This is a genomic window from Streptomyces sp. NPDC101490 (assembly GCF_044767145.1).
Lineage (GTDB): Bacteria > Actinomycetota > Actinomycetes > Streptomycetales > Streptomycetaceae > Streptomyces.
Map to the genome: position 1 here is coordinate 73,413 of NZ_JBIWNI010000008.1, position 22,911 is coordinate 96,323.

At 71.5% G+C, this 22,911-nt stretch carries 20 protein-coding genes; 7 read left to right on the forward strand and 13 right to left on the reverse strand.

The features are described 5' to 3' along the window. Positions 1-128 precede the first annotated feature (128 nt). From ACIRQY_RS17945 to ACIRQY_RS17965, 5 genes are all read right to left on the reverse strand, one after another. A complete protein-coding gene (locus tag ACIRQY_RS17945) occupies positions 129-881 on the reverse strand; it encodes a hypothetical protein (protein WP_351795463.1) in 753 nt (250 codons plus the stop codon). 47 nt (positions 882-928) lie between these two features. Continuing rightward, positions 929-1,228: a 2Fe-2S iron-sulfur cluster-binding protein gene (locus tag ACIRQY_RS17950; RefSeq protein ID WP_351795465.1), complete on the reverse strand. Its 300-nt coding sequence runs from the start codon at positions 1,226-1,228 to the stop codon at positions 929-931. Continuing rightward, positions 1,225-2,232 (reverse strand): NAD(P)/FAD-dependent oxidoreductase, encoded by a 1,008-nt coding sequence (locus ACIRQY_RS17955; RefSeq protein ID WP_403926606.1) that lies wholly within the window; start codon positions 2,230-2,232, stop codon positions 1,225-1,227. The genes ACIRQY_RS17950 and ACIRQY_RS17955 overlap by 4 nt, the downstream gene beginning before the upstream one ends. A gap of 502 nt (positions 2,233-2,734) precedes the next feature. Beyond that, positions 2,735-3,661, reverse strand: coding sequence for a ParB/RepB/Spo0J family partition protein (locus ACIRQY_RS17960; protein WP_403926609.1), 927 nt, complete (start codon positions 3,659-3,661; stop codon positions 2,735-2,737). Positions 3,662-4,198: 537 nt separating this feature from the next. Continuing rightward, positions 4,199-4,375 carry a hypothetical protein gene (locus ACIRQY_RS17965; protein ID WP_403926612.1) on the reverse strand — a complete coding sequence of 59 codons (177 nt, stop codon included), beginning with the start codon at positions 4,373-4,375 and terminating at the stop codon, positions 4,199-4,201. Between the two features lie 953 nt (positions 4,376-5,328). Between ACIRQY_RS17965 and ACIRQY_RS17970 the strand changes: the two genes are divergently transcribed. Then, positions 5,329-6,504: a transposase gene (locus ACIRQY_RS17970; protein ID WP_403926615.1), complete on the forward strand. Its 1,176-nt coding sequence runs from the start codon at positions 5,329-5,331 to the stop codon at positions 6,502-6,504. Between the two features lie 115 nt (positions 6,505-6,619). On the opposite strand, the gene ACIRQY_RS17975 is transcribed toward ACIRQY_RS17970, so the two are convergent. The 4 genes from ACIRQY_RS17975 to ACIRQY_RS17990 form a co-directional block, all read right to left on the reverse strand. Beyond that, complete coding sequence (locus ACIRQY_RS17975; RefSeq protein WP_403926618.1) at positions 6,620-7,201, reverse strand: TetR family transcriptional regulator; 582 nt, start codon at positions 7,199-7,201, stop codon at positions 6,620-6,622. Positions 7,202-8,002: 801 nt separating this feature from the next. Beyond that, positions 8,003-8,791 carry an SDR family NAD(P)-dependent oxidoreductase gene (locus tag ACIRQY_RS17980; RefSeq protein ID WP_403926620.1) on the reverse strand — a complete coding sequence of 263 codons (789 nt, stop codon included), beginning with the start codon at positions 8,789-8,791 and terminating at the stop codon, positions 8,003-8,005. A gap of 198 nt (positions 8,792-8,989) precedes the next feature. After that, complete coding sequence (locus tag ACIRQY_RS17985) at positions 8,990-9,853, reverse strand: NAD(P)H-binding protein (RefSeq protein WP_403926623.1); 864 nt, start codon at positions 9,851-9,853, stop codon at positions 8,990-8,992. After that, a complete protein-coding gene (locus tag ACIRQY_RS17990) occupies positions 9,850-10,479 on the reverse strand; it encodes a ScbR family autoregulator-binding transcription factor (RefSeq protein ID WP_351795486.1) in 630 nt (209 codons plus the stop codon). Before ACIRQY_RS17990 ends, ACIRQY_RS17985 begins: the two co-directional genes overlap by 4 nt. Before the next feature lie 92 nt (positions 10,480-10,571). On the opposite strand from ACIRQY_RS17990, the gene ACIRQY_RS17995 reads away from it, so the two are divergent. Further along, positions 10,572-11,594, forward strand: a complete 1,023-nt coding sequence (locus tag ACIRQY_RS17995) for a ScbA/BarX family gamma-butyrolactone biosynthesis protein (RefSeq protein ID WP_403926627.1) — start codon at positions 10,572-10,574, stop codon at positions 11,592-11,594. 237 nt (positions 11,595-11,831) lie between these two features. Here the strand turns inward: ACIRQY_RS17995 and ACIRQY_RS18000 are convergent, their stop codons facing one another. Together ACIRQY_RS18000 and ACIRQY_RS18005 are read right to left on the reverse strand one after the other, a co-directional pair. Next, positions 11,832-13,433: an MDR family MFS transporter gene (locus ACIRQY_RS18000; protein ID WP_403926938.1), complete on the reverse strand. Its 1,602-nt coding sequence runs from the start codon at positions 13,431-13,433 to the stop codon at positions 11,832-11,834. A 119-nt stretch (positions 13,434-13,552) separates the two neighbouring features. Beyond that, complete coding sequence (locus tag ACIRQY_RS18005; RefSeq protein ID WP_403926630.1) at positions 13,553-14,275, reverse strand: TetR family transcriptional regulator; 723 nt, start codon at positions 14,273-14,275, stop codon at positions 13,553-13,555. A 174-nt stretch (positions 14,276-14,449) separates the two neighbouring features. On the opposite strand from ACIRQY_RS18005, the gene ACIRQY_RS18010 reads away from it, so the two are divergent. The 4 genes from ACIRQY_RS18010 (at position 14,450) to ACIRQY_RS18025 (ending at position 19,774) form a co-directional block, all read left to right on the forward strand. Continuing rightward, entirely contained in the window at positions 14,450-16,126 is a 1,677-nt protein-coding gene (locus ACIRQY_RS18010) for an FAD-dependent oxidoreductase (protein WP_403926633.1), read from the forward strand. 11 nt (positions 16,127-16,137) lie between these two features. Further along, positions 16,138-17,634: an ATP-binding protein gene (locus ACIRQY_RS18015; RefSeq protein WP_403926941.1), complete on the forward strand. Its 1,497-nt coding sequence runs from the start codon at positions 16,138-16,140 to the stop codon at positions 17,632-17,634. Continuing rightward, a complete protein-coding gene (locus tag ACIRQY_RS18020) occupies positions 17,631-17,984 on the forward strand; it encodes a UBP-type zinc finger domain-containing protein (protein ID WP_351795500.1) in 354 nt (117 codons plus the stop codon). Before ACIRQY_RS18015 ends, ACIRQY_RS18020 begins: the two co-directional genes overlap by 4 nt. Positions 17,985-18,355: 371 nt before the next feature. After that, complete coding sequence (locus tag ACIRQY_RS18025; protein WP_403926637.1) at positions 18,356-19,774, forward strand: cellulose binding domain-containing protein; 1,419 nt, start codon at positions 18,356-18,358, stop codon at positions 19,772-19,774. Positions 19,775-19,883: 109 nt separating this feature from the next. Here ACIRQY_RS18025 and ACIRQY_RS18030 read toward each other — a convergent pair whose 3' ends face one another. After that, positions 19,884-20,429, reverse strand: coding sequence for an EF-hand domain-containing protein (locus ACIRQY_RS18030; protein WP_403926640.1), 546 nt, complete (start codon positions 20,427-20,429; stop codon positions 19,884-19,886). 303 nt (positions 20,430-20,732) lie between these two features. Here ACIRQY_RS18030 and ACIRQY_RS18035 point away from each other — a divergent pair, with 303 nt between their 5' ends. Continuing rightward, entirely contained in the window at positions 20,733-21,947 is a 1,215-nt protein-coding gene (locus ACIRQY_RS18035) for a cytochrome P450 (RefSeq protein WP_403926643.1), read from the forward strand. 85 nt (positions 21,948-22,032) lie between these two features. Here the strand turns inward: ACIRQY_RS18035 and ACIRQY_RS18040 are convergent, their stop codons facing one another. After that, the gene (locus ACIRQY_RS18040; protein ID WP_403926646.1) at positions 22,033-22,866 is read right to left on the reverse strand and encodes an SDR family oxidoreductase; all 834 of its coding nucleotides are present in this window, start codon (positions 22,864-22,866) and stop codon (positions 22,033-22,035) included. Positions 22,867-22,911 lie beyond the last annotated feature (45 nt).

Sequence of the window (22,911 nt, forward strand, 5' to 3'; positions counted from 1 at the left end):
CCCCTGCCCGGCCCCCGGGGGGGGGCGGCGCCGCCCCACCGGGCTGGGTTTTCGTGACCACACGCGGCCCGCCCCGGGGGGGGGGGGGGGCGGGGCGCGCCCCCCCCCCCCCCCCGCTGGAACAGGGATCAGGCCGGCTGCTGTTCGGCCTTGGCGACGGTGTCCAGGTACAGCTCCTCGAAGTACTGCGCCAGGATCGTCTGGTGCTCGCGGAGGTACCGCTTGAACGAGGCGATGTCCTCGTCGCTGCGCAGCAGGTGCCGGACGGCGGCCCAGACCTCGCCGGGGTGGTCGTCGTTGATGTCGGTGTGCGAGTGGTTGATCTGGCCGCCGATGTTGCCCTCGCCGACCGACTGCTTCAGCGCCTCCAGCTTCCTGGGCTCCAGCTTCACGTTCACGTACTCGACGAGGTAGGAGTACGCGACGACGCCGAGGGGGCCCTCGTGGTCCAGGAGGTAGGAGAAGTAGCCGGTGAGGAGCTTGGTCGACAGGTAGGGCTCGGTGGCCAGGAACTGCTCGCGCGTGACACCGACCTTCTCCAGGTCGGTGATGAAGAGTTCGTCGTGGAGCATCTCCTCCTGCTCGTAGTTGGCCCAGACCTGCGCCGCCTCGGGGCTGCGCTTGGCTATCTCCACCAGCGCCTTGGCCTCGGAGACGCGCAGCAGCCGGATGCGCCAGGCGGTCTCGATCAGGTTCCGCTTGTAGTACTCGGAGTCGACGTTCCTGCCCTCGAGGTGTGCGGCCTCGGGAACGTTGGCGTACCACTCGAGGACCTGCTGGTCGAGCTGCTCGTCGATCTCGGCGCGGAGCTGCGCCGAGGCGGTCGAGCTGAGGAACCGGGTGCGGTCCCCGTAACCGGCGTTGGTCACGCGGTTCGGCATGGTCAACCTTTCTGTTGGGACGCTCGGACGTTCGGTGCGAGCGGTTCTCAGGGGGCGTCGGTGACGCGAACGGTCGCGTCGCCCCGCAGTCGGCACTGGCAGGCGAGTCGGTGGGAGCCGCCGGTCCGGCCGAGGTCTTCCAGGAAGTCGAGTTCGTCGTGGTCGGGTTCACCGAGGTTGCCGAAGCCCTCCAGCACCTCGATGACGCACGCGCCGCACGATCCCGAGCGGCATCCGAACGGGATGAGCCGCTGGGAGGTCTCGTACTCGACTTCGGTGAGGAGGGAGCCCGGGGGCAGCAGGATCTCGGTGCCCGAGGGAAGGATCGTCAGCTTTTTCATGGTCATGACGTCAGTGCGCCGTCCGTGTCGGTGGAGTGCTCCGGCGCGAGACGGGAGCCGGGGCGGAGTTCGACCGCCGCGTGGTTGGCCGCGGTCGCCGCTTCTCCGAAGCCCACCGAGATGAGCGGGACGCGGCCCTCATAGGAACAGATGTCGCCGACCGCGTAAACTCCCGGCAGATTCGTCCGCATCGCCGTGTCCACCATGATCTGGCGATTTTCCATCCGGAGTCCCCAATCGGCGATCGGGCCCACGTTGGTGATGAATCCCAGGGCCGCGACAAGAGCCTGTACGGGAAGTACGAATTCCTCCGCACCGGTATGGACGCTCACTTCTTCGAGGCTTTCGGAACCGTGGCAGGCGGTCACCCGCGCATCGGTCAGGACCCGAATGCCGGTCGCGTACATCTGCTTGACGCCGTGCTCATGGGCGCGGAAGGCCGAGCGCCGGTGGACGACGGTGACGGACCGTGCGATCGGCGCGAGGGCGAGGGCCCAGTCAACCGCGCTGTCGCCGCCGCCCACGATCATCACGTCGCGGCCCCGGTGCTCGTCGAGCCGTGGCACGTGGTGCGCCACGCCGCGCCCTTGATAGGGCCCGAGGCAGGGCAGGGTGCGGGGGACCGAGCGGCCCAGGCCCGCCGCGACCACGACGGCCCCCGCCCGCACCCTCGTGCCGTCCTCCAACTCGATGATCCAGCCCCTGACCTGGTCAGGGGTCAGGGAGACCGCCGTCCTGCCGAGCAGGTAGCGGGGCTGGAACGGTGCCACCTGGGCGACGAGGTCGTCCACCAGCTCCCGGCCCCGCACGGCGGGGCGCCCCGCGATGTCGTAGATCTTCTTCTCCGGGTACAGGGCCGCGATCTGGCCGCCCGGCTCCGGCAGCACGTCGACCAGCACGCTGGAAAGCCCTCGGAAGCCCGCGCAGTAGGCGGCGTACAGGCCGGCCGGGCCCGCTCCGACCACAGCCACGTCCGCGCTCGTCCCGGCGTCGGCCATGGTCTTCTCCACTCGAACTCCCGCTCGGTCCATCCTGTACTCCAGTCCTTTCTGGCGTCAGGTCGAACAGCTCGGCTGCCTCGATGACGCCGCCTGGTCATCCCCTTGACGATCGGAAAGCATTTCCTCCTGCCGTTCGGCATTCTCATGCCCGGTACAAGAGCCTTGCACAAGCGCCCTTCGGTGATTTTCCTGCCGGATCCAGTTCGGCTCATCACCGAGCGCCATTTCATAATTCAGGGGCCCGCCCATGCCGTCAAGAAAAGGGCTCGGAACTCCCTCCGAACCGTTGATCGGAGGGAATCGGAAAGCGGTTCCGAGGAGTTGGGCGGGGCATGGGCGGGCCTCGCACCGGGAGGTGGTTCCCCGGTGCGAGCAAGGGTGCGGACGGGCCGTCGCGCCGGGAAAGCGGCCTGGCCCGAGCAGGGCGCGGGCACACCGCGGGCATGCGGTCGTGCCCGTCGGAAGCCGTGGCGTCACCGTCTACGGCGTCCCGGTCCCGTGCGGCGCTCCGCTACTCGGTCACGTCGTCCACGGCCCGGTCCAGAGCGGTGGCGAACCGCTGCCATTCGAGGGCGTAGGAGTTGGCCAGGTCCGCGACGGCCACGGCGCAGTGCGGCGGCACCGCGGCCATCAGCCGCCGCCCCACTTCGAGGTCCGGCGCGCGTTCGTTCAGCCAGCGCAGCAGTGCGCGCCCCGACTCTGTGAGCCTGAGGGACGGGTCCTTCGCCAGGGTCTCGGCCCGCCGCGCGCGACCGCGCTCCGCGCACGCGTCGCCCGCCGGATTCCCGCCGCCGCCCGCCGTGTCGCGGTCCCGGACCTCGCGCGCGGCAGCCGGTCGTGGTGGTGAGCCCTCCTCGTCGCGCCGCATCCGCTGCCGGACCTCGCACGCGGTGCTGACCGACACTCCCGCGCTCGCGGCGGTCTCGTGGAGCGTCGCGCCGGGATGTTCGGCGAGGAACGCGCGGGCGGCCTCCCGGCGTTGCGCCGCGTCGAGCGGACGGGTGCGGCCGTCCTCGCCGACCCGGACCTTCGACTGAGGAACTTCCTCAGTCGAAGTCCGCCGGACGGCGCCCACGGTCTTGGGGGACAGCCGGGTGATGCGGGCGATCGCCCGGTCCGACAGATCCGGATGGGAGGCGAGGATGCGCCTGGTCGCCGCCCTCCTGTCCGCCAGCGTCAGCGGAAGACCGTGGCTGACGTTGGCCGCCACGGAGTGCAGGAAGACCTCGCTGGCCGGTCCGTCCAGGTAGCGGACCGGGATCGTCTCCTCTCCCTGGAGCCTCGCGGCCTGGAGCCGGTGCATCCCGTCGACCACGCGACGGGTGTCCCGGTGGACCAGGATCGGCTGGATGTCACCCTGCGCGAGGACCTCCACGTGATCCGGGCTCGTCCCGCCCAGGCGAGGCGAGTCGGCGGCCACCAGGGAGGAGAGCGCCACCAGGTCGACTCCGGGACACTCGTCCCCCCTCGTGTTCCCAAGATCCTGAACTGTCGCCTTCAGCCGGTCCGCCAGGCGGGTGGGGGGTGGGGTGTCCGCACGATCTAAAGGCACCGCAGGTCTACTTTCTGTCCGGTCTTCCGCAGGTTGAGGTCACAGGTGCCGGGAGACGCGCCGACGGCTCCGGTCGACGTGGTCTCCGGCTCGTGGGGGGTGCCGTGCAGGTGACGCAGAGGAAGTGATCACGCCGGGGTGGGGACGCGATGACGTCCCTCCTCCACACGGTGCGGAGGAGGGACGGGAGGTCACGCCCGGCACCGCCGGGCGGACGCTTCGGGCGGGGCCCGACCGTGCGATGCGCTGGGCAGGAGGCATGCCGGGCGGCCGGTCCGCGATCGCGGGGATCCTCGGACGGCGGCGTACGGCCCGGCCGTCGCTCGGACGGACGGCGACTTCCCGTCCACCGCGTCACGGGAGACGGGCGGGCTCCGGCCATCGACTACGGGGCGGGGCGCGGGGGCGAGGGCGAGGAGACGGTCAGTGCCCGCCGTCCGGCGTGCCCGGCACCTCGTTGTGTGGCGGCGCCTCGTTGCACGGGTTCGCCCCGGCGTGCCGCTCCACCCCGCGCGGCCAGGTGAGGGGGGTGTTGGTGAGGGGTGGGAGTCGGGTGGTGTGTGGGGCTGGGGTGGGTGTGGGGTTGTGCAGCAGTGTCATCGGGCGTTCCCTCCCGTGTGATGTACCGCTGTCCCCGTGTGGTGTGCTGGTGGTTCGGTCTCCGGGGACGGGGGATTCCCCGGAGGCCCAGCAGAGCCAAGCATAAAGAGCGCTATTTATGCTTGGGGCGGCGACAGGCGTGTCACGACTTGACCAACTTCGTCGGCGCGAACCACCCCGGCGCCACGAGCGGTCGACCACGACCGACCGGGCGTACGCGCACCATCACGACAGACGACCAAGGGCCTTGGACCGGCGGCTACGAACGGAGAACCCCGAGCGCACCGAAGGCGTCGACCGCCTCCCGTGAGCCCCTCACGCACCCCCAGCCCCAGCAGCCCGGCCCGAATCACCATGGGGTGAGGCCTATCGGTTTCGGCCACCGACCCGACCGGAAGGAGCCATACGGCACCCACCCCGCGGCACCCACAGGACATCTCCGCCCATCCGGCGCGGCAGACAAGACGGCTCCACCCACCCACCCGCAATCGGCAGCGGCAGCGGCAGCGGCAGCGGCAGCGGCAGCGGCAGCGGCAGCGGCAGCGGCAGCGGCGAGAGGAAACGGAACGCAGCCCTACCCCGTCACGCCCCGCCCGAAGGGTCGCCCCCTCGGCCTCCAAGCCCGGCACGACCGGCCCGACCGGGCCAGCCACACGGCCACACGGCCGCACAGCGCCGCACTCAGGGGCTTCACCTCACGGGCTCCACGGAACGCCGGTCCCCTCCCGTACGCGACAGAAGCCGGGCACCACACCGTCACCACCGCCCCCAACCCGAGGACACACGGACGGACTTGGCAAAGTCGCCCCGTGGCCCACCCCTCCTAGCCGAACATAAATAGCGCTCTTTATGCTTGGCTCTGCTGGGCCTCCGGGGAATCCCCCGTCCCCGGAGACCGAACCACCAGCACACCACACGGGGACAGCGGTACATCACACGGGAGGGAACGCCCGATGACACTGCTGCACAACCCCACACCCACCCCAACCCCACACACCACCCGACTCCCACCCCTCACCGGCTTCGCGGGCTTCACCGACACCCTCTTCGGCTGTCTCCCCAGGGCCGACCAGCGCAAATGGGCACACCTCTATGTCGAGGCACTGCTGCGGACACCAGGGAAGAAGTCGCCGCGGCGGCTCGCGGAATCCGTCAGCGCCTCCCCGACGGCATCGCAGGCGCTGCACCAGTTCGTGAACGCCAGCCCCTGGGACTGGACGGCGACACGTCAGGCGCTGCTCCGCCGGGTCGCGCGGACCGGCGCGGCCGTGACGTCCTGGACCCTGGCCCCCGCCTTCATCCCGAAGCGCGGCGACCACTCCGCCGGAGTCCACCGCAGGTTCGACCCCCTGCTGGGCCGGCTGTCGAACGGTCAGCTCGGCCTGGTCGTCCTGGCCACGGGCGAGCACGGGCCGCTGCCCGTCGACTGGCACCTGTACATCCCGCGTGGGTGGACGAGGGCACGGCGGTCCAAGGCCCGGGTACCGGAGGACATCAGTGGGCCGCTGTGGTCACAGGCCTCGGAACTCCTCGGGCGAGCGCCCCTGTGGCATCCTGGCGCACATGCCCCCGTCACGGCCGAACTGTCGTGGTTACCGGACCGCGAAGCGTTCCTCTCCCAGTTGGTGCGGAGCGAGCAGCCCTTCGTGGTGGAGGTCCCCGACACCGTGCGCGTCCTGCCCGGGGCCATTCCGTCCACCAACTGGCCGACGCTCACCGTCCGGCAGGTCCTCATGGGCCCGACCGTCACCGGAGAGGACCGGCAGCACGTCCTCTCCCTCCCGGTGTCCCTCCCCGGCCCGGCGTCGGGACACGTCCGGCTGCGGTTGCTCGTCCGGCGTCGGCCGTGCGGCTCGACCCGGACGTGGCTGACGAACATGGTCGACCGGCGGCTGCCCGAGCTGCTGCCCCTGATGCGCCAGCCGAGGCTGGCCGCGAACGTGGTCGACACACTGAACGGAGACTTCGGGCTTCAGGACTTCGAGGGCCGGTCGTACCCGGGATGGCACCACCACACCACGCTGGTGTCCGCCGCCTTCGCGTACTCCCGGCTCCGTGGCCGCCCCCTCCCGGACGGCGACGAAGTCCGTGACCCCTCTTTCCCCCACGGCGACGGGCTCTGTGACTGAGTGACGGGCACGCCGGTCGTGCGCGGCACTCCGCCCGGTCCCACGGGGGGCGGCCGCTTCGAGTGGCTCGTACGCCCCGGGTGACGCGACCGGACGACCGGCGACGGCCGTGTCCTCAGCCCGGGTCCGCGGCCAGACCGCCGAGTGCGACGCGCCAGATCTCGGCGAAGTCGCAGTCCGTCGAGACCCCTTCGGCAGCGGCCCTCCGGGCCTCCGTCGCGGCGCCCTCCACCACGTACATGATGAGGCGCACGGCGGTGGTCAGCCGTACCCCGGCGGCCAGGGCACCGGTGGCGGAGGCCCTTTCGAGGAGTCTCAGGACGTCCGCGCGGAAGACGGCGAGCCAGCCGGAGGCGACCTGCCCCTCCTGGACCAGGCGTACGGCGGCCCGGGTGAGGGCGCTGTCCCGCAGGGCCGTCGCCACCCGGAGCACCAGGAGGGAGAGTTCGGGCAGGGGTCCGGCGGTGTCGGCGCGGGCGGTGCTGACGCGTCGCAGCTCGCCCATGCCCTCGTCCACCACTTCCGACGCCAAGATCGCCTTGCAGCGGAAGTGGAAGGTGAGGGCCCCGAGCGTGACGTTGGCCTCCGCGCAGACGCTGTTGAGCGTCGTACCGTCGTAGCCGTGCTGGTCGAAGTGGTGTGCTGCCGCCAGGACGAGGTTCGCACGGGTGCTGGCGGCTCGTTCGCTGTTCTTCATGATGGGGCCTCGGGGATCGCGACGACAATGAGGGCACGGGCCGACCTGCCGGAATCGGAATCCGGGTGGGCCGCTCGGGCCGCATCGGGTTCCCTCGGTGGCCGGGCCGGATCGGGGAGCGCTGTCTGATGCCGTGCGTCGCGGGGCGGGGCGGCGCACCGGACCCGACCGCCCCCGTGAGGCGGAGGGGCGGTAGCGGGCCGCGCCCCGCCGGGGCCACGGAGATGAGGCCGTCGCCCTTCATCAAGCGCTCTCCGAATGTCTACTCCAAGGTGGCACGGGCCCCGGCGCCGCCATGGGGCCGCCGCGACTCTGGCGTGATGGCGGAAGGCGGGTGCCGATCCACCGGACGGTCACTTCGTGCGCGCCGACGATCCCGCCCGGCCGGGTGGCGTGTCCGCGGGGGCCGTGCGGTCGCCCCGGGCGGTGGGGGCGGGCCGGGGCGGGTGGGAGGACACCCGGCACCGGCCGCGACGTCCGGTCCCCCGTGGCGGGGGAAGCCGGATCGCGCGCCGGGTCCGATCGGCTTCGGCCCCGTGCCGGACCCGTGCCGGGGCGCGGGTCCGCCGAAGCGGTCAGGTCTCTCCCGGTCCCCCACCACGCCTCGGCTGCCGCTTGTCGAGACGAGGCCAGTCAGGTCCCTCACGTACCGTCCCCAGGGTTACTGCCCGCGGCCGCGGGCGGCGCGGTCCCGCGGCGGCGGCTCGACGGGCGGTCCGACCATACGGTGAGCATCGGGTGATGAGCACGAGAACGAGGGAAACCCGAAACGTTCTGGGCAAGTCCGCTGGTGCGGTGGGGTTACCGGGCGGTCCATCCTCCGTCGACGGGGATGACGGCACCCGTGGTGAACGACGAGCGGTCCGAGCAGAGCCAGGCGGCCGTCTGCGCGATCTCGACGGGGTCGGCCAGGCGCTGCTGGATGGCACGCTCGGTGAAGGGTGCGAAGAGCGCGGGCGTGTCGGAGAGCACCTGGTCCATCAGCTCGGTCCGGGTGCTGCCGACGGCGAGCGCGTTGACACGGATGCGGTGGCGTACGTACTCGTCGGCAGCGGCCCTGCTCAGGCCGATGACGGCGTGCTTGGCCGCGATGTAGGGGGACGAGGCCCCGGTCGCGCGGACTCCGGCGACGCTCGACGTGTTCACGATCGAACCACCGTGTTCGAGCATCACGGGGATCTGTGCCCGCATCGCGTTCCATACGCCCCGGGCGTTGACGTCCATGATGCGGTCGTACTCGTCGTCGCGCATCAGATGCATCGGGGTACCCGTGGAGGTCCATCCCGCGTTGTTGAAGGCGGCGTCGAGACCGCCGAAGGTCCCGACCGCCGTCCGTACGGCGGCGCGCATGTCCTCGGCGCGGGTCACGTCGGCCACCACGGCGACGGCCCGCCCACCCGCCGCCTCGATCCTGGCCACGACTTCCCGCAACCGGTCCTCGCGGCGGGCCGTCAGGACCACGCGGGCCCCCTCCCGCGCGAAGAGCTCCGCCGACGCGGCCCCGATCCCGCTGCTCGCTCCGGTGATCATGACCGTCTTGCCGTGCAACAGCCCCTGTGCTGACGGGGGGCCGGCTGAGGTGTCCATCATGTCTCGTCCTTCTTCGGGTACGACCGGATCGGAAGATCGGCACCCTGGAGGAACGCGGTCGGCGAGCGCGCTGGTTCCCGGCCCTCGGCCCGCCGGGAGCACGGCCGGGAGCACGGCCGGGAGCACGGCCGGGGGCACGGCCGGGGCACGCGCCGACAGGTGTCGCACGCGGCTTCGGCGTTCCGGCCCCCACGGGTCTCACGCGAAGCGGTCCCGGTGGCCGGCCGCCCATTGGGCGAAGGTGGTGGCGGGCCTTCCGGTGAGTCGCTCGACGGTGTCCGTGGTCTGCGCCTTGGCACCGGCGAGCTGCCGTCCGGCGCTCGCGATCAGGGCGTCGGCCATCGCCGGTGAGTACCGGCGCGTGTAGCGCGTGTGCGCTTCCTCGGGGGTGAGCTCCCGGCAGCGGAGGGGACGTCCCAGCACGCGGGACAGCACTGCCGACTGTTCGTGGGCCGAGAGCGGTTGGGGACCGGTGAGCTGGTACGACCGGAAGTGGTGGCCGGTGTCGCCCAGGAGCAGGGCGGACACCTCCGCGATGTCCTCGGGCGCGACGCACGCGTTGCGGCTGTGAGGGTGTAACGCGTGGGTGATGCCGCTGCTGCGGATGCCCGGCGCCCAGCCCAGGGCGTGGGACATGAAGGAGCGCGGCTGGACCATGGTCCAGGGGATGCCGCTCTCCTTGACGCGCTCCTCGTTGGCGCGCTGCCACTCGGTGATCAGGTCGTGGGCCGCGCTGTCGAGCACCGCCGCCGCGGAGAGTTTGACGAGGTGCCCCACCGATGCCTCGACGGCCGCTCGCACCACGTTCCGGTCGTGTTCGGGGCGGGTGGGGTCGTTGGTCACGACGAAGAGGGCGTCGGCGCCCCGGAACACGTCGACGAGGCTCTCGTAGACGTCGTAGTCACAGGTGACGTGTGTGACACCGGGGCGTGGCGCCCCGCGCCACGGCGTACGGCTTGTGAGGACGACCCGGTGACGGGACGTCAGGTGACGGGCCACCAGCGGGGCTATCTGCCCCGTGGCCCCGGTGAGGACGATGCGCCGGGGCGCGGGCGCTGTCACGGTCTCGGGGCGGGAATGCGCGTGGGGCCGACATGGATGTCACGCACCACCGACTCGGAGGCGACACTGGGCAACAGCAGATCCCACATGTCGCAGACCCGCTCGGTGAGGTCGGCGCGCTTGGTGGCGAGATTCGAGTAGACCTGCATACCGGTGCAGGCGCCGACGACGAAGCGGGCCAGCCGCTCAGGACAAGTGCCCTCGCGGAGTTCGCCGTTACATCGAGCCTCGTCGAGATGGCCGCACATGAGTGCCCGCCACTCCTCGAAGGAGGTGGCGTCGTTCATGCCGTGGCTGCCCTGCTCTATGGCCAGCCGGACTCCCGCGCGCAGGATCGGATCGCGCTTCATGCGGTCCGCCCACACCAGGGTGATGTCCACCAGGCGCTGGAGTCCGGTCGATTCGAGGTGGGGCTCTATCGTCGTCGGCTGAGCGTTCATCAGGGCTTCGGCCAGCCCCTGCTTCGAGCCGAAGTGGAAGTAGAGCGCGCCGAGGGTGAGCCCCGCCCGCTCGACGATCTGGGTCACCGCCGCCCGCTCGTATCCGGCCTCGTCGAAGACCTCGGCCGCCGCCAGCAGGACCTTCTGCCGCGTCCGAGTGGCCCGCTCCGCCTTGACAGATGACACTCTGCATCACTCCTCGACAGACATAGATAACGTACTTTATGTTAGCCGGACCGCCGCCACGCAGGCCATCGATCCAGGGGGAAAGCGCTGGCATGTCCCATGTTCAAGGCTCAGGTGTTCAAGGTTCAGGACACGACAGATCGCGGATCGCCGGGAAGGTTCCCCGGGAACTCGTCCACAAGCGCGCGTCCACCGAGGTGCTCCTCACCGGTTGGGCCACGCACGGCGGCGACCGGCACACCGTCCACGCCCGGTGGCCCCGCTGCCACACCTTCTACCGGCCCCGCAACCAGCGCTTCGACCCCCTGCTCTTCGTCGAGACGGTGCGTCAGACGTTCCCCCTGCTGTCCCATGCCGCGTACGGCGTGCCCTTCGGCAGCCATCTGGTCTGGGACGACTTCCGTTTCGAGGTCGAACCGGGGGCCATGCTGCTCTCGCAGGCCCAGGCCGATGTGGTCCTGGACATCACGTGCGACGACGTCCGGCTCCGGAGGGGCTGCCTGGTCTCGATGACCATGCACGCGGACGTCCGGCTGAACGGACGCCGGGTCGGGAGCGCCAGCACCCGCTTCACCAACCACTCCCCCGCCGTCTACCGCCGATTACGCGGCGAGCACGACCTCGCCGAAGTGCGCCGCCGGGCCGTGCCGCCACTGCCTCCCCTGCCGCCCGCGAGCGTCGGGCACTGGCGGTCCGAGAACGTGGTGCTCGCCGGTACCGGACGCGCCGACCGCTGGCAGTTGCGCGTGGACCTGGACCACACCGTCCTGTTCGACCACCCGGTCGACCACGCTCCCGGAATGCTCCTCCTCGAAGCCCTGCGCCAGGCCGCCCAAGTGGCCTCCCCCGCCTCGAACACCATGGTGACGGGCATGTCCGTGTCCTTCGAAGGCTGGGTGGAACTGGACACTCCGGCCTGGGTCTCCGTCACACCGCTGCGCCACGGCGTGCTGAAGGCCGTCATAGAACAGGACCACGGCACCTGTCTCACCGCCGAGGTCACGATCGGGACCGTGCCGGTCCTCACGAGGCCGAACTGTCCGGACCCCTCCGCCCTCGAACTGGCGTCGACCGGTCCGGCCCCTGGCCCGGACCAACCGCTCCCACGCGGCTGACGAGCGAGCCCGCCACACTGCCGACCTCTCTGCCGAGCGTGGCCGTGGGCCCGGCGCCCGAGCGGGTCCCTCGCTGACAGTCGCCGTCGCGGGCTGTCCCTCGTGAAGAGGACAACGTTCCGGGATAGAGAGCGGCGCACACCGATGGTCCGGGTGGCGCGGGCATGGCCGCGGCCTCCCCCACGTCTGCTGTGGGAGAGGCCGCGGGCCGTGAACGGACATGTGCCGCCCGGGTGCTCAGCTCTTCTCGGCGGGCGCGGCCGGGGCTCCCGCCTTCGCCGGGAATGCCTCGGCCGGGTCCGCGTGCCCGGCCGCGCCGGACTCCTCGGCGAGGCGTTCCATGCCGCTGGTGGTCTTCAGCGGCTTCTCCTTGACGAACAGGACCGCGATCACCGCCAGGAGCGCGAAGGGGGTGGCGACGAGGAAGAGTTCGCCGGTGGCGACGCCGTAGGCGTGCTCGACGATCTCCCGGATCGGCGCGGGCAGGGTCGTCATGTCCGGCATCGCGCCGTGCCCGGCCGCGCCCGGGGCGGCGGGGACGCCCGCCTCCTGGAGGCCCTCGCTCATCTCAGCGGCGACGCGGCCGGCGAGGATCGCGCCGAGGACGCTGGTGCCGATGGTGCCGCCGAGGCTGCGGAAGAAGGAGAGGACGGAGGTGGCCGCGCCGAGTTCGGCGGCGGGCACGTCGTTCTGCGCGGCGAGGACCAGGTTCTGCATCAGCATGCCGACGCCGACGCCCATGATCGCCATGTAGCAGCTGAGCAGGCCGAAGTGGGTGTCGGCGCCGATCGTGGCGAGGAGACCGAGACCGGCGGTCATCAGGATGCCGCCGGTGACGAGGTAGACCTTCCAGCGGCCGGTCCTGCTGATGAGCTGTCCGGCGACGGTGGAGGAGACCAGCAGGCCGAGGATCATGGGCAGGCTCATCAGGCCCGCGACCGTCGGGGACTTGCCGAGCGAGATCTGGAAGTACTGGGAGAGGAAGACGGTGCCGCCGAACATGGCGAGACCGACGAAGAAGCTGGCGACGGTGGTGAGCGTCACCGTGCGGTTGCGGAAGATGCCGAGCGGGATGATCGGCTCGGACACCCGGGACTCGACGAACACGGCGGCGGCGAGGAGGACCGTTCCGCCGCCGGTCAGGGCCGCGGTCTGCCAGGAGGCCCAGTCGAAGCTGTTGCCCGCGAGGGTGACCCAGACGAGGAGCGCGCAGACACCCGCGACGAGGAGGAAGGCGCCCAGGTAGTCGATCTTCACCTCGCGGTTGCGGACCTCGGGCAGCTTCAGGGTGCGCTGGAGCAGCGCGATGGCGAAGAGCGCGAAGGGGACGCCGATGAAGAAGCACCAGCGCCAGCCGAGCCAGGAGGTGTCGACGAGGACGCCGCCGATGAGGGGTCCCGCGACGGTGCCGACGGCGAAGACGGCACCGAACATTCCGGCGTACTTGCCGAGCCTGCGGGGCGGGATGATCGCCGCCATCACGACCTGGGCGAGGGCGGTCAGTCCGCCCGCGCCGATGCCCTGGACGACGCGGCTGAAGATCAGCAGGTCGACGTCGTGGGAGAACCCGGCCAGCAGCGAGCCGACCACGAACAGACCGAGGGAGATCTGCAGGAGCAGTTTCTGGTTGTAGAGGTCGGCCAGCTTGCCCCACAGCGGCACCGTCGCGGTCATGGCGAGCAGTTCGGCGGTGACGACCCAGGTGTACGAGGACTGGCTGGCGCCGAGGTCGGCCATGATCCGGGGCAGGGCGTTGGCGACCACGGTTCCGGCCAGGATGGACACGAACATGCCCGCCATCAGGCCGGACATGGCCTGGAGTATCTGCCGGTCCGACATGGAGGTCGGGGACGCCTGGACCGGCGCCGCTGTTGAGTTCACAGCTTCCTTCTCGGTTGTTTCGTTCGGTCGGAGGGCCGCCCGCGCGCGGGCGGGTGCGGCGGCTCCGGGGGATCCGTTCAGCGGGCGGGCCGGACGTGGTCGTCCGGTGAGGGGTCCGCCGCTCCGGACGGGGGTTCGGGGAAGCCCGCGGCGAGGTGCTCGAACGTCTCGCGGAAGACGTCGGCGAAGGCGGCCTCGGTCTGGCGCACGCACCAGTGCTCGACCGCGACGCGGACGGCGGTGCTGCCGACGGCGGCCAGGAGTCTGGGGTACAGGGCCAGGGCGTGCCTGCGGTCCTGTTCCGCCGGGGAGGCGTGGGCGGGCCGGTCCTGGGTGAAGAGGGGTGAGCCCGCGCCGACGCGTTCGGCGAGCGTCTCGGCGAGGAGGAGTTCGTCGCTCATGTGGGCCCCGAGGGTCCGCGCGAGGAGTTGGGGGTTCTTGCCGAGGACCTCCGCGTGCAGTCGCCACAGCTCCTGCTGCTGTTCGAACCCCTGCAGTTCGGCGGCCAGGGCCTCGCGCAGTGCCTCCAGGGGGGAGAGTGCGGCGGGGGCCGCGAGGACGGCGTGGCGGACGCGGACGCCGGAGTCCGCGCCGATCATCACGAAGACTTCGTCGCGGGAGTCGAAGTAGTTGAAGAACGTGCGTGTGGAGACCCCGGCCGCCGCGCTGACGGCGTCGACGGTGACGTTCTCGACTCCGTGTTCGGCCGCCAGACGTACGGCGGCTTCCACCAGAGCGGAACGGGTCGCCTTCTTCTTGCGTTCTCTGAGCCCGCCGCGAGCGGGCACCCCCTCTGCCATCCGTGCATGGTACGCAAAAATGCAGAGTCTGCAAAAAGTATCGGGGCCGCGCCGCAGTCCGTCGGGGCGGGTCCGTTCCGTCGGGGCGGGTCCGGGCCATCGAACCTACGATGGAGCTGAGCCGGTGGGCAGCTCGCCGGACCGGCTGTCCGCAGCGCACAGGGCGGAGCACGCATGGCACAGGCCACCGACGCAGCCCGTACCGTCATCCTGACGGTGGACGACGACCCGGGCGTCTCCCGCTCCATCGCCCGTGACCTGCGGCGTCACTACGGCGGCGACTACCGGATCGTGCGCGCGGAGTCCGGCGACTCCGCTCTCGACGCACTGCGGGAGCTGAAGCTGCGGGGCGATCTGGTGGCCGTGATCCTGGCCGACTACCGGATGCCCCGGATGAACGGCATCGAGTTCCTGGAGCAGGCGATCGGTGTCTATCCGGGGGCCCGCCGGGTACTCCTGACGGCGTACGCGGACACCGACGCGGCGATCGACGCGATCAACGTCGTCGACCTCGACCACTATCTGCTCAAACCGTGGGACCCGCCGGAGGAGAAGCTCTACCCGGTCCTCGACGACCTGCTCAGCGCCTGGCGCTCCAGCGACTACCGGCCGGTTCCGGCCACCAAGATGGTGGGGCACCGCTGGTCGGCGCACTCCTCGCGGGTACGGGAGTTCCTGGCCCGCAACCAGGTGCCGTACCGCTGGTACGCGTCCGACGAGCCGGAGGGGCGACGGCTTCTGGAGGCCGCCGGGGCCGACGGTCACCGGCTGCCCCTGGTGCTGGCCCCGGACGGCACGGTCCTGATCGAGCCGGAGGCGCCGGAGCTGGCCGCCCATGTGGGGCTCGCGACGACCCCGGCCGCCGCGTTCTACGACCTGGTCGTCGTCGGCGGTGGCCCGGCCGGGCTCGGCGCCGCCGTGTACGGGGCGTCCGAGGGGCTGCGTACGGTGCTGGTGGAGCGGTCGGCGACCGGCGGACAGGCCGGGCAGAGCTCCCGGATCGAGAACTACCTGGGCTTCCCGGACGGCGTCTCGGGGGCGCAGCTGACCGACCGCGCCCGCCGTCAGGCGAACCGTTTCGGCGCGGAGATCCTCACCGCCCGGGAGGTCAACGGTCTCGACGCGAGCGGCGCGGCGCGGATCGTGCGGTTCTCCGACGGTTCCGAGGTCACCGCGCACAGCGTCATCCTGGCCACCGGCGTGTCGTACCGGCAGCTCGCGGCGCCCGGCTGTGAGGACCTGACCGGACGGGGTGTGTACTACGGTTCGTCGCTCACCGAGGCGGCCTCCTGCGAGGGGCAGGACGTGTACGTCGTCGGCGGGGCGAATTCGGCCGGGCAGGCGGCGGTGTTCCTGGCCCGGGGTGCGAAGTCGGTGACGCTCCTCGTACGCGGGGAGTCGCTGGCGGCGTCGATGTCGTACTACCTGATCCAGCAGATCGAGGAGGCGCCGAACATCACCGTGCGGCCCCGGACCGTCGTCGAGGCGGCGCACGGCGAGGAGCACCTGGAGCGGCTGACGCTGCGGGACGCGGCCTCCGGCGGGAGCGAGACGGTCGACGCCCAGTGGATGTTCGTCTTCATCGGCGCCGCCCCGCTGACGGAGTGGCTCGACGGGACGGTGCTCCGTGACGAGCACGGGTTCATCCTGGCCGGACCCGATCTCACACCCGACGGGCGTCCGCCGGGCGAGTGGGAGCTCGACCGGCCGCCGTACCACCTGGAGACCAGTGTTCCGGGGGTGTTCGTGGCCGGGGACGCGCGCTCGCAGTCGGCGAAGCGGGTGGCCTCGGCCGTGGGAGAGGGAGCCATGGCCGTGATGCTCGTCCACCGTTATCTGGAGCAGTCGTGAGCGCCCGGGAGATGCCCTGCGACCCCTGTGAGATCGGCTCGCTGTTCCTGTTCGAGAAGCTCTCCGCCGAGCAGCTCGGCCGGTTGTGCGCGGAGGGGCGGGTGGAGCGGTTCGAGCCGGGCCCGGTGTACGCCGAGGGCGATCCGGCCACGTGCTTCTACGTGATGATCGAGGGGACCGTCGTGCTGTCCCGGCGGGTCGGCGGCGACGACGTGGAGGTCGGCCGTACCTCGCAGCGGGGCGTGTACGCGGGGGCGATGCAGGCGTATCTGGGCGACCAGGTGCCGCAGACGTACACCAATTCGATGCGGGTGACGGAGCCGACGCGGTTCTTCGTCCTGCCCGCCGAGTCGTTCGCGGCCGTCATGCGGGAGTGGTTCCCGATGGCGGCGCACCTCCTGGAGGGGCTGTTCTTCGGCTCCAAGAGCACCCAGCGGGCCGTGGGCCAGCGCGAACGCCTGCTCGCGCTCGGTTCGCTGGCCGCCGGACTGACCCATGAGCTGAACAATCCGGCCGCGGCGGCCGTACGCGCCACGGCGGCCCTGCGCGAGCGGGTCGGCAAGATGCGGCACAAGCTGGCGGTCATCGCCCAGGGTCCCTACTCGCGCGAGGCCCTCGCCGGGCTCATCGAGATCCAGGAGCGGACCGCCGAGCGGGTCGCCAAGGCGCCGTCGCTGACGCCGCTGGAGGCCGCCGACCGGGAGGACGAGCTGGCCGACTGGCTCGACGAGCACGGCATCCAGGAGGGCTGGCGGATCGCGCCGACGTTCGTGCAGGCCGGGCTGGACACGGAGTGGCTGAAGCAGGTCGCGGCGACGGTCGACGAGGACATCCTGCCGGGGGCCGTCGGCTGGCTGAACTACACGGTCGAGACCGAGCTGCTGATGGACGAGATCGACGACTCCACCGGCCGCATCTCCCATCTGGTGGACGCGGCCAAGCAGTACGCGCAGCTCGACCGTGCTCCGCACCGTGAGGTCGACGTCCATGAGCTCCTCGACAGCACGCTGCTGATGCTCTCCGCGAAGATCGGTCCACATGTGCGCGTGGTCAAGGAGTACGACCGTTCCCTGCCGGAGGTGCCCGCCTATCCGGCGGAGCTGAACCAGGTGTGGACGAACCTCATCGACAACGCGGTGGCGGCGATCGGCAGCGGCGGCGGGGACGGGACCCTGACGGTCCGTACGGCCCGGGAGGGCGACCGGCTGCTGGTGGAGTTCCGCGACACCGGACCCGGTGTCGCGGAGGAGATCCGGGGCCGCATCTTCGACCCCTTCTTCACCACCAAGCCGGTCGGGGAGGGCACCGGGCTGGGTCTCGACATCTCCTGGCGGATCGTCGTCGACAAACACCACGGCAGCCTTCAGGTCGAGTCCGTCCCGGGCGACACCCGTTTCCAGGTGCTGCTGCCGCTGACCGCACCGGAGCCCGACACCGACGGCGACAGCGACAGCGACAGCGACAGCGACAGCGACAGCGACAGCCCAACGGCCGAGGAGCCCGTATGACCGACATCGAGGGAATCGACCCGAACGTCCCGCCGAGCGGCACCGGCTGCGTCGAGTGCGACGAGCTGGGCGGCTGGTGGTTCCATCTGCGGCGCTGCGCCCAGTGCGGCCACATCGGCTGCTGCGACTCGTCGCCGGGGCAGCACGCCACCGGCCACTGGAAGTCCACCGGGCATCCGCTCGTGCAGAGCTTCGAGCCGGGCGAGGCGTGGTTCTGGAACTACGCCACGGACGGTCTGTACGACTCCGGGCCCGCGCTGGCGCCGCCCGGCGACCACCCGGCCGGCCAGTCGGCGCCGGGACCGGCCGACCGCCTTCCGAGCGACTGGCAGACCCGGCTCCACCCCTGAGCCCTCGCCTCCGAGCCCGAGCGGCTCCCCCTCCACACACGCCGGGGCCCGGCGGGATCTCTTCCCGCCGGGCCCCGGCGTTCCCGTCTCCCACCGCACTGCCGGGCTGCCGGGCTGCCGGGCTGCCGGGCTGCCGGGAAACGGGGACAAGCGACCGATGGGCGATGGGTGACGGGTGACGAAAGCCCCGGAAGGGCGCCACCCCTCACCCCAAACCGAAGCGATTTCAATCAAGTTGATCTCATCATCTGTCAAAACCTCCACAGGTTCAGTAGGTTCTGCGTAACCCATAGGTCTATACCTATGGGTTGTCTGCTCGCTCCCGTACCACCGTTCACCGCACAGGACCACCGTTCAGGAGAGACAGCACCATGCGAAGAACCCCCCACCAGCGGCTGCGCAACGCCACCGCCGGAATCCTCGCCACCGGGCTCGCCGCGCTCGGTCTCGCGGCCCTCCCCGCCGCCGCGAACGCCGCCGCCGACACCGCCACCCCGGTGCTCACCGTGCAGTACCGCACCGGCGTCACCTCTGCCACCGCCGGTCAGACCGCGCCCTGGCTCACCGTCCGCAACACCGGCTCCGCCCCGGTCCGGCTCGCCGACGTGAAACTCCGCTACTACTTCAGCGCCGACACGCCGGGCACCGCGTACCGCTTCGCCTGCGACTGGGCCGTGCGCGGCTGCGCCAACGTCACCGGGACCTTCGGGACGCTCGCCCCCGGCACGCCCACCGCCGACCGCTATCTGGAGGTCGGCTTCACCGCCGCCGCCGGTTCCCTCGCCCCCGGCGCGACCAGTGGTGACCTGCAACTCCGCTTCCACCGCGCCGACTGGAGCCAGCTGCGGCAGAGCGACGACCACTCCTTCGGCCCGGACCGCACCTCGTACGCGGACTGGACCAAGGTCACCGCCCACCTCGCGGGCGGCCTCGTCTGGGGCACCGCGCCCGGCGGCCCGGTCGTGGACCCGCCGCCCACCCGGGCCCTCTTCGACGACTTCGTCTACACCGCCCACGACGACCCCAAGCTCGGCGCCAACGGCTGGATGGTGCGCAGCTGGGGCGGCGGCCCGGGTGTCCCGGGCGCCACCTGGGCACCGGGGAACGTCACCTTCGGCACGGACGGCGGCGCCTCGGTGCTGAAGCTGCGCACCGAGACGACGGGCACCGCGGCGACCACCCGTCAGGCGGAGATCTCCACCACGACGATGAAGTTCCGCAAGGGCACCTACGCGGCCCGGGTGAAGTTCAGCGACGCTCCCGTGCAGGGCCCCGACGGCGACCACGTCATCCAGACCTTCTTCGCCATCAACGACCTCAAGGCCCCCATGGCGGACGACTACGCCGAGTACGACTTCGAGTACCTGCCCAACGGCGGCTGGGGCGAGACCGGAAACACGCTCTTCACCACCTCCTGGGACACCTACGACTCCACCGGGGTCCAGCCTCCGGTGAACACCCACACCGCCGACCGGGCGGGCTACGCGGGCTGGCGCGACCTCGTCCTCACCATCGACGACACCGACATCCGCTACTACGTCGACGGGCGGCTCTTCGGCACCCACAGCGCGGCCTACCTGCCCGAACGCGGCATGCTGATCGCCTTCAACCAGTGGCTGACCAGCCTCACCGGCCAGCCCGACACCACCACCGCCCGCACCTACGAGCAGGCCGTGGACTACGTCCTGCACGTCCAGGACCAGGTCCTGACCCCGGCCCAGGTCAACGAGCGGGTCATCGGGTACCGCTCGGCGGGCCGTACCTTCGAGGACACCGTCCCGGCGTCCTGACGCACCACCACCTCCCCGTCGGGGGCAGTCGGCTCCGGCCGTCACCCCCGGCGGACGGGAGGGACGACGAGCGGGGACGGACCCCTCGTCGGCCCGGCCGGCGGGCCTTTCAGGTGTCCGCCGGTACCGGGCCGCACAGGTGGTTGCCCGGTTCGGCCGGGTCGTCGCTGATCCAGAACTGGGTCCACAGCTCGGTGAACTCGGTGCGGTCGAGGTAGCCGTCGCCGTCCTGGTCGAGCCGGTCGAAGACTCCGGCGGTGTCCACGCTCTCGCCGTGCCAGGTGTCGACCAGGCGCTGGTGTTCGGCCGGGGAGATCCGGCCGTCGCCGTTCTCGTCGACGGCGTCGAAGACGGTCTCGGCGGTGGCGGCGACGACTTCGCGCATCGCGGGCAGCAGGTCCACCATGGCGAGGATCTCGTCGAAGTCGACCCTGCCGTCCCCGTCCTCGTCCACCTGGGCCGCCAGATGGTCCCACCAGCCGAGCATGACCCGCTCCACGCGGTCGGCCAGTTCCGAGCCGGGCCGTACGCGCGGCAGGCCCTTCCAGCGCTCCGCGAGGGCCCGGAAGTCACGCTGGTCCAGATAGCCGTTCCCGTCGGCGTCGAAGGCGTGGAACACGCGGGACAGCTTGACGCGCTGGAAGTCACTGGCCATGGTCGGCCCTTCTGTCGGGTGCCCCGCGATCCTGCCCGCGAGCGGTACCCGCGCCAACGGCGCCCGGTGGCGCGAAGGGGCGCGCCCGGCCCCCGCGCGCCCCACCCCACGCCCCACCCCACGCCCACCGAGTCCGCCGGGCGGTCTTCCCACGATGTCGTCCGGCGCGCACAATGCGTGGGAGTGCGTGGCTTCCCCCGACAGAACGAGGCCCGTCGCCTCGGCGGGAAGCCCTTCGTGGTTTCTCCAGTGAGGGGGAGCACCGTCATGCCGACTCCATCCGTTCCCGGGCCGCGTTGCCCGATGCTCGATCCCACCGGAAGCGCGCTGCACACCGAGGCAGCCGTGTTGCGCGCGCGGGGCCCCGCCGTACGCGTCGAGCTTCCCGGGGGTGTGATCGCGTGGTCCGTGACGCGGCGCGGCGTCATCCAGGCCCTGACCACCGATCCGCGTGTGTCGCGTGACTTCCGCAAGCACTGGCCGGGTGCCGCCGACGCTCCCGAGGGGTGGCCCCTGGCCCCCCTCACCTTCCAGGACAGCTTCTTCAACCTGTACGGGGCGGACCACCGCAAGTCCCGGGGGCGGATCGCGCCGACGTTCTCACCGCGGCGGGTCGACCGGATGCGTCCTCAGGTGCAGGCGACCGCTGACCGTCTGGTGGCGGCGCTCGCCGCGCTGCCGCCGGGCGAGAGCGTGGATCTGCGGCAGGCCCTCTCTCTGCCGCTGACGATGACGGTCATCTGCGACTTGGTCGGGGTGCCCGCCGACCTGCGGCCCGGGATGGGCCGGGTGATGGACGCCACGCTCGACTCCACGCTCGACCCGGAGAGCGCACTGGCCGCGGGCAACGAACTCGTCGAGCGCCTCTCGGAGTTCATCGCGTACAAGCGGGCCCACCCGGCGTCCGACCTGACCACGGACCTCCTGCTGTCCGACGCGCCCGGTCAGGAGCCGTTGTCCGACTCCGTGCTGGTCGGCACGTTGTTCGCGATGATCAGCGCGGGCTACGAGACCGCCGTCAATCTGATCACCAGCGCCGTCCAGGCCCTGCTGACCCACCCCGAGCACCTCGCCCGCGTCCGCGAGGGGACGCTCGGCTGGGACGACGTGGTCGAGGAGACGCTGCGGTTCGAGGGGCCGGTCATGCACATTCCGCTGCGGTACGCGATCGAGGACATCGACCTCGGCGAAGGAGTCGTGATCGAAAAGGGCGAGGCGATCATCATCGGTTTCGCCGCGGCCGGGCGGGACCCGGAGGTCCACCCGGACGACCCCGACGCCTTCGACCCCGCGCGCGCGGACAAGGCACACCTCGCGTTCGGCTTCGGGCCCCATTTCTGCATCGGGGCGCACCTCGCGCGTCTGGAGGCGGACGTGGCCCTGACCACGCTCTTCACCCGGCTGCCCGCGCTCTCCCTCACCGACCCCGACCGGCGGCCGGCCCGTCTCCCCTCGATGATCATCAACGGTCCCGCGGGGCTCGACGTCGTTCCCCGGCCGAAGACCGACACGGACTGAGTCCGTCCCGGGCGGCCGGTCGGTGACCGTGCCGTTCGGCATCGGCCGTGGCTCGCCGGTAGGGGGCGCCCCCGGCCGGGGGTGGTCAGCGGAACGCGGGGGCGTTCTCCCCGGCCCACTGACGGAACGTCCGGGCCGGGGCTCCGGTGACCCGGGTGACCGTGTCGCGCACGGCCAGCAGTTCGTCGTTGACGTCCCCGCCCGTGAGGTCGAGCACCGCGTCGGCGGCTTCGGGCCCGAAGGCCGCGGCCGTCCGCGCGTGGGCCCGCTCGCGGCTGATCTCCGCGAACGGGACCTCCCGGCCCAGCGCCTCCGCCAGGGCCGCGACCTGCTGTCGGGGGCTCACCCGCTCCGGTCCCGTCAAGGCGTGGACGCGGCCGTGGTGACCCGGCTCGGTCAGTGCCACCCTGGCCACCGACGCGACGTCGGCCGGGTGGATCGTGGGCAGCGCGACCTCCGCGTACGGCGCTTCGACGGTCTCGTGCGCACGGACGGCCGACGCCCACATCAGGGTGTTCGAGGCGAACTGGGTCGGCCGCAGGACCGTCCATGCCATGCCGGTGTCCTTGAGCAGTTCCTCGACCGCCAGGTTCGCCGCGGCGGGACCCAGGTGAGGATGCGTCTGGACGGTGATGGAGGACACCAGCACCACATGTTCGACACCTGCTCGGCGGGCGGCTTCGAGGGTGTCGGCGGCGGGCCCGAGGCCCGACAGGAGGAACAGCGAGCGCACACCGTCGAGCGCCCGTTCCAGTGACGCGGGGCTCCCGAGGTCGCCCTCCACGGCCTCGACCCCGTGGGGGAACACCGCCCGCGCCGCCTGCCTGGTCAGCCCCCTCAGCGGACCGGCGCCCCGCGCGTGCAGCTCCTTCAGGAGCGCGCTTCCTGTGGTGCCGGTGGCTCCGGTCACGAGAATCATGAACGCCTTCTTCCGTCGTCGGACGATCGATCTGACGACACGCTA

Excerpts from the sequence above, each read along its gene's own strand:
- ACIRQY_RS17945 (WP_351795463.1), bottom strand. The coding sequence starts at position 881 with ATGCCGAACCGCGTGACCAACGCCGGTTACGGGGACCGCACCCGGTTC.
- ACIRQY_RS17950 (WP_351795465.1), bottom strand. The coding sequence starts at position 1,228 with ATGACCATGAAAAAGCTGACGATCCTTCCCTCGGGCACCGAGATCCTG.
- ACIRQY_RS17965 (WP_403926612.1), bottom strand. The coding sequence starts at position 4,375 with ATGACACTGCTGCACAACCCCACACCCACCCCAGCCCCACACACCACC.
- ACIRQY_RS17970 (WP_403926615.1), top strand. The coding sequence starts at position 5,329 with ATGACACTGCTGCACAACCCCACACCCACCCCAACCCCACACACCACC.
- ACIRQY_RS17975 (WP_403926618.1), bottom strand. The coding sequence starts at position 7,201 with ATGAAGAACAGCGAACGAGCCGCCAGCACCCGTGCGAACCTCGTCCTG.
- ACIRQY_RS17980 (WP_403926620.1), bottom strand. The coding sequence starts at position 8,791 with ATGATGGACACCTCAGCCGGCCCCCCGTCAGCACAGGGGCTGTTGCAC.
- ACIRQY_RS17995 (WP_403926627.1), top strand. The coding sequence starts at position 10,572 with ATGTCCCATGTTCAAGGCTCAGGTGTTCAAGGTTCAGGACACGACAGA.
- ACIRQY_RS18000 (WP_403926938.1), bottom strand. The coding sequence starts at position 13,433 with ATGTCGGACCGGCAGATACTCCAGGCCATGTCCGGCCTGATGGCGGGC.
- ACIRQY_RS18005 (WP_403926630.1), bottom strand. The coding sequence starts at position 14,275 with ATGGCAGAGGGGGTGCCCGCTCGCGGCGGGCTCAGAGAACGCAAGAAG.
- ACIRQY_RS18010 (WP_403926633.1), top strand. The coding sequence starts at position 14,450 with ATGGCACAGGCCACCGACGCAGCCCGTACCGTCATCCTGACGGTGGAC.
- ACIRQY_RS18015 (WP_403926941.1), top strand. The coding sequence starts at position 16,138 with ATGCCCTGCGACCCCTGTGAGATCGGCTCGCTGTTCCTGTTCGAGAAG.
- ACIRQY_RS18020 (WP_351795500.1), top strand. The coding sequence starts at position 17,631 with ATGACCGACATCGAGGGAATCGACCCGAACGTCCCGCCGAGCGGCACC.
- ACIRQY_RS18025 (WP_403926637.1), top strand. The coding sequence starts at position 18,356 with ATGCGAAGAACCCCCCACCAGCGGCTGCGCAACGCCACCGCCGGAATC.
- ACIRQY_RS18030 (WP_403926640.1), bottom strand. The coding sequence starts at position 20,429 with ATGGCCAGTGACTTCCAGCGCGTCAAGCTGTCCCGCGTGTTCCACGCC.
- ACIRQY_RS18035 (WP_403926643.1), top strand. The coding sequence starts at position 20,733 with ATGCTCGATCCCACCGGAAGCGCGCTGCACACCGAGGCAGCCGTGTTG.
- ACIRQY_RS18040 (WP_403926646.1), bottom strand. The coding sequence starts at position 22,866 with ATGATTCTCGTGACCGGAGCCACCGGCACCACAGGAAGCGCGCTCCTG.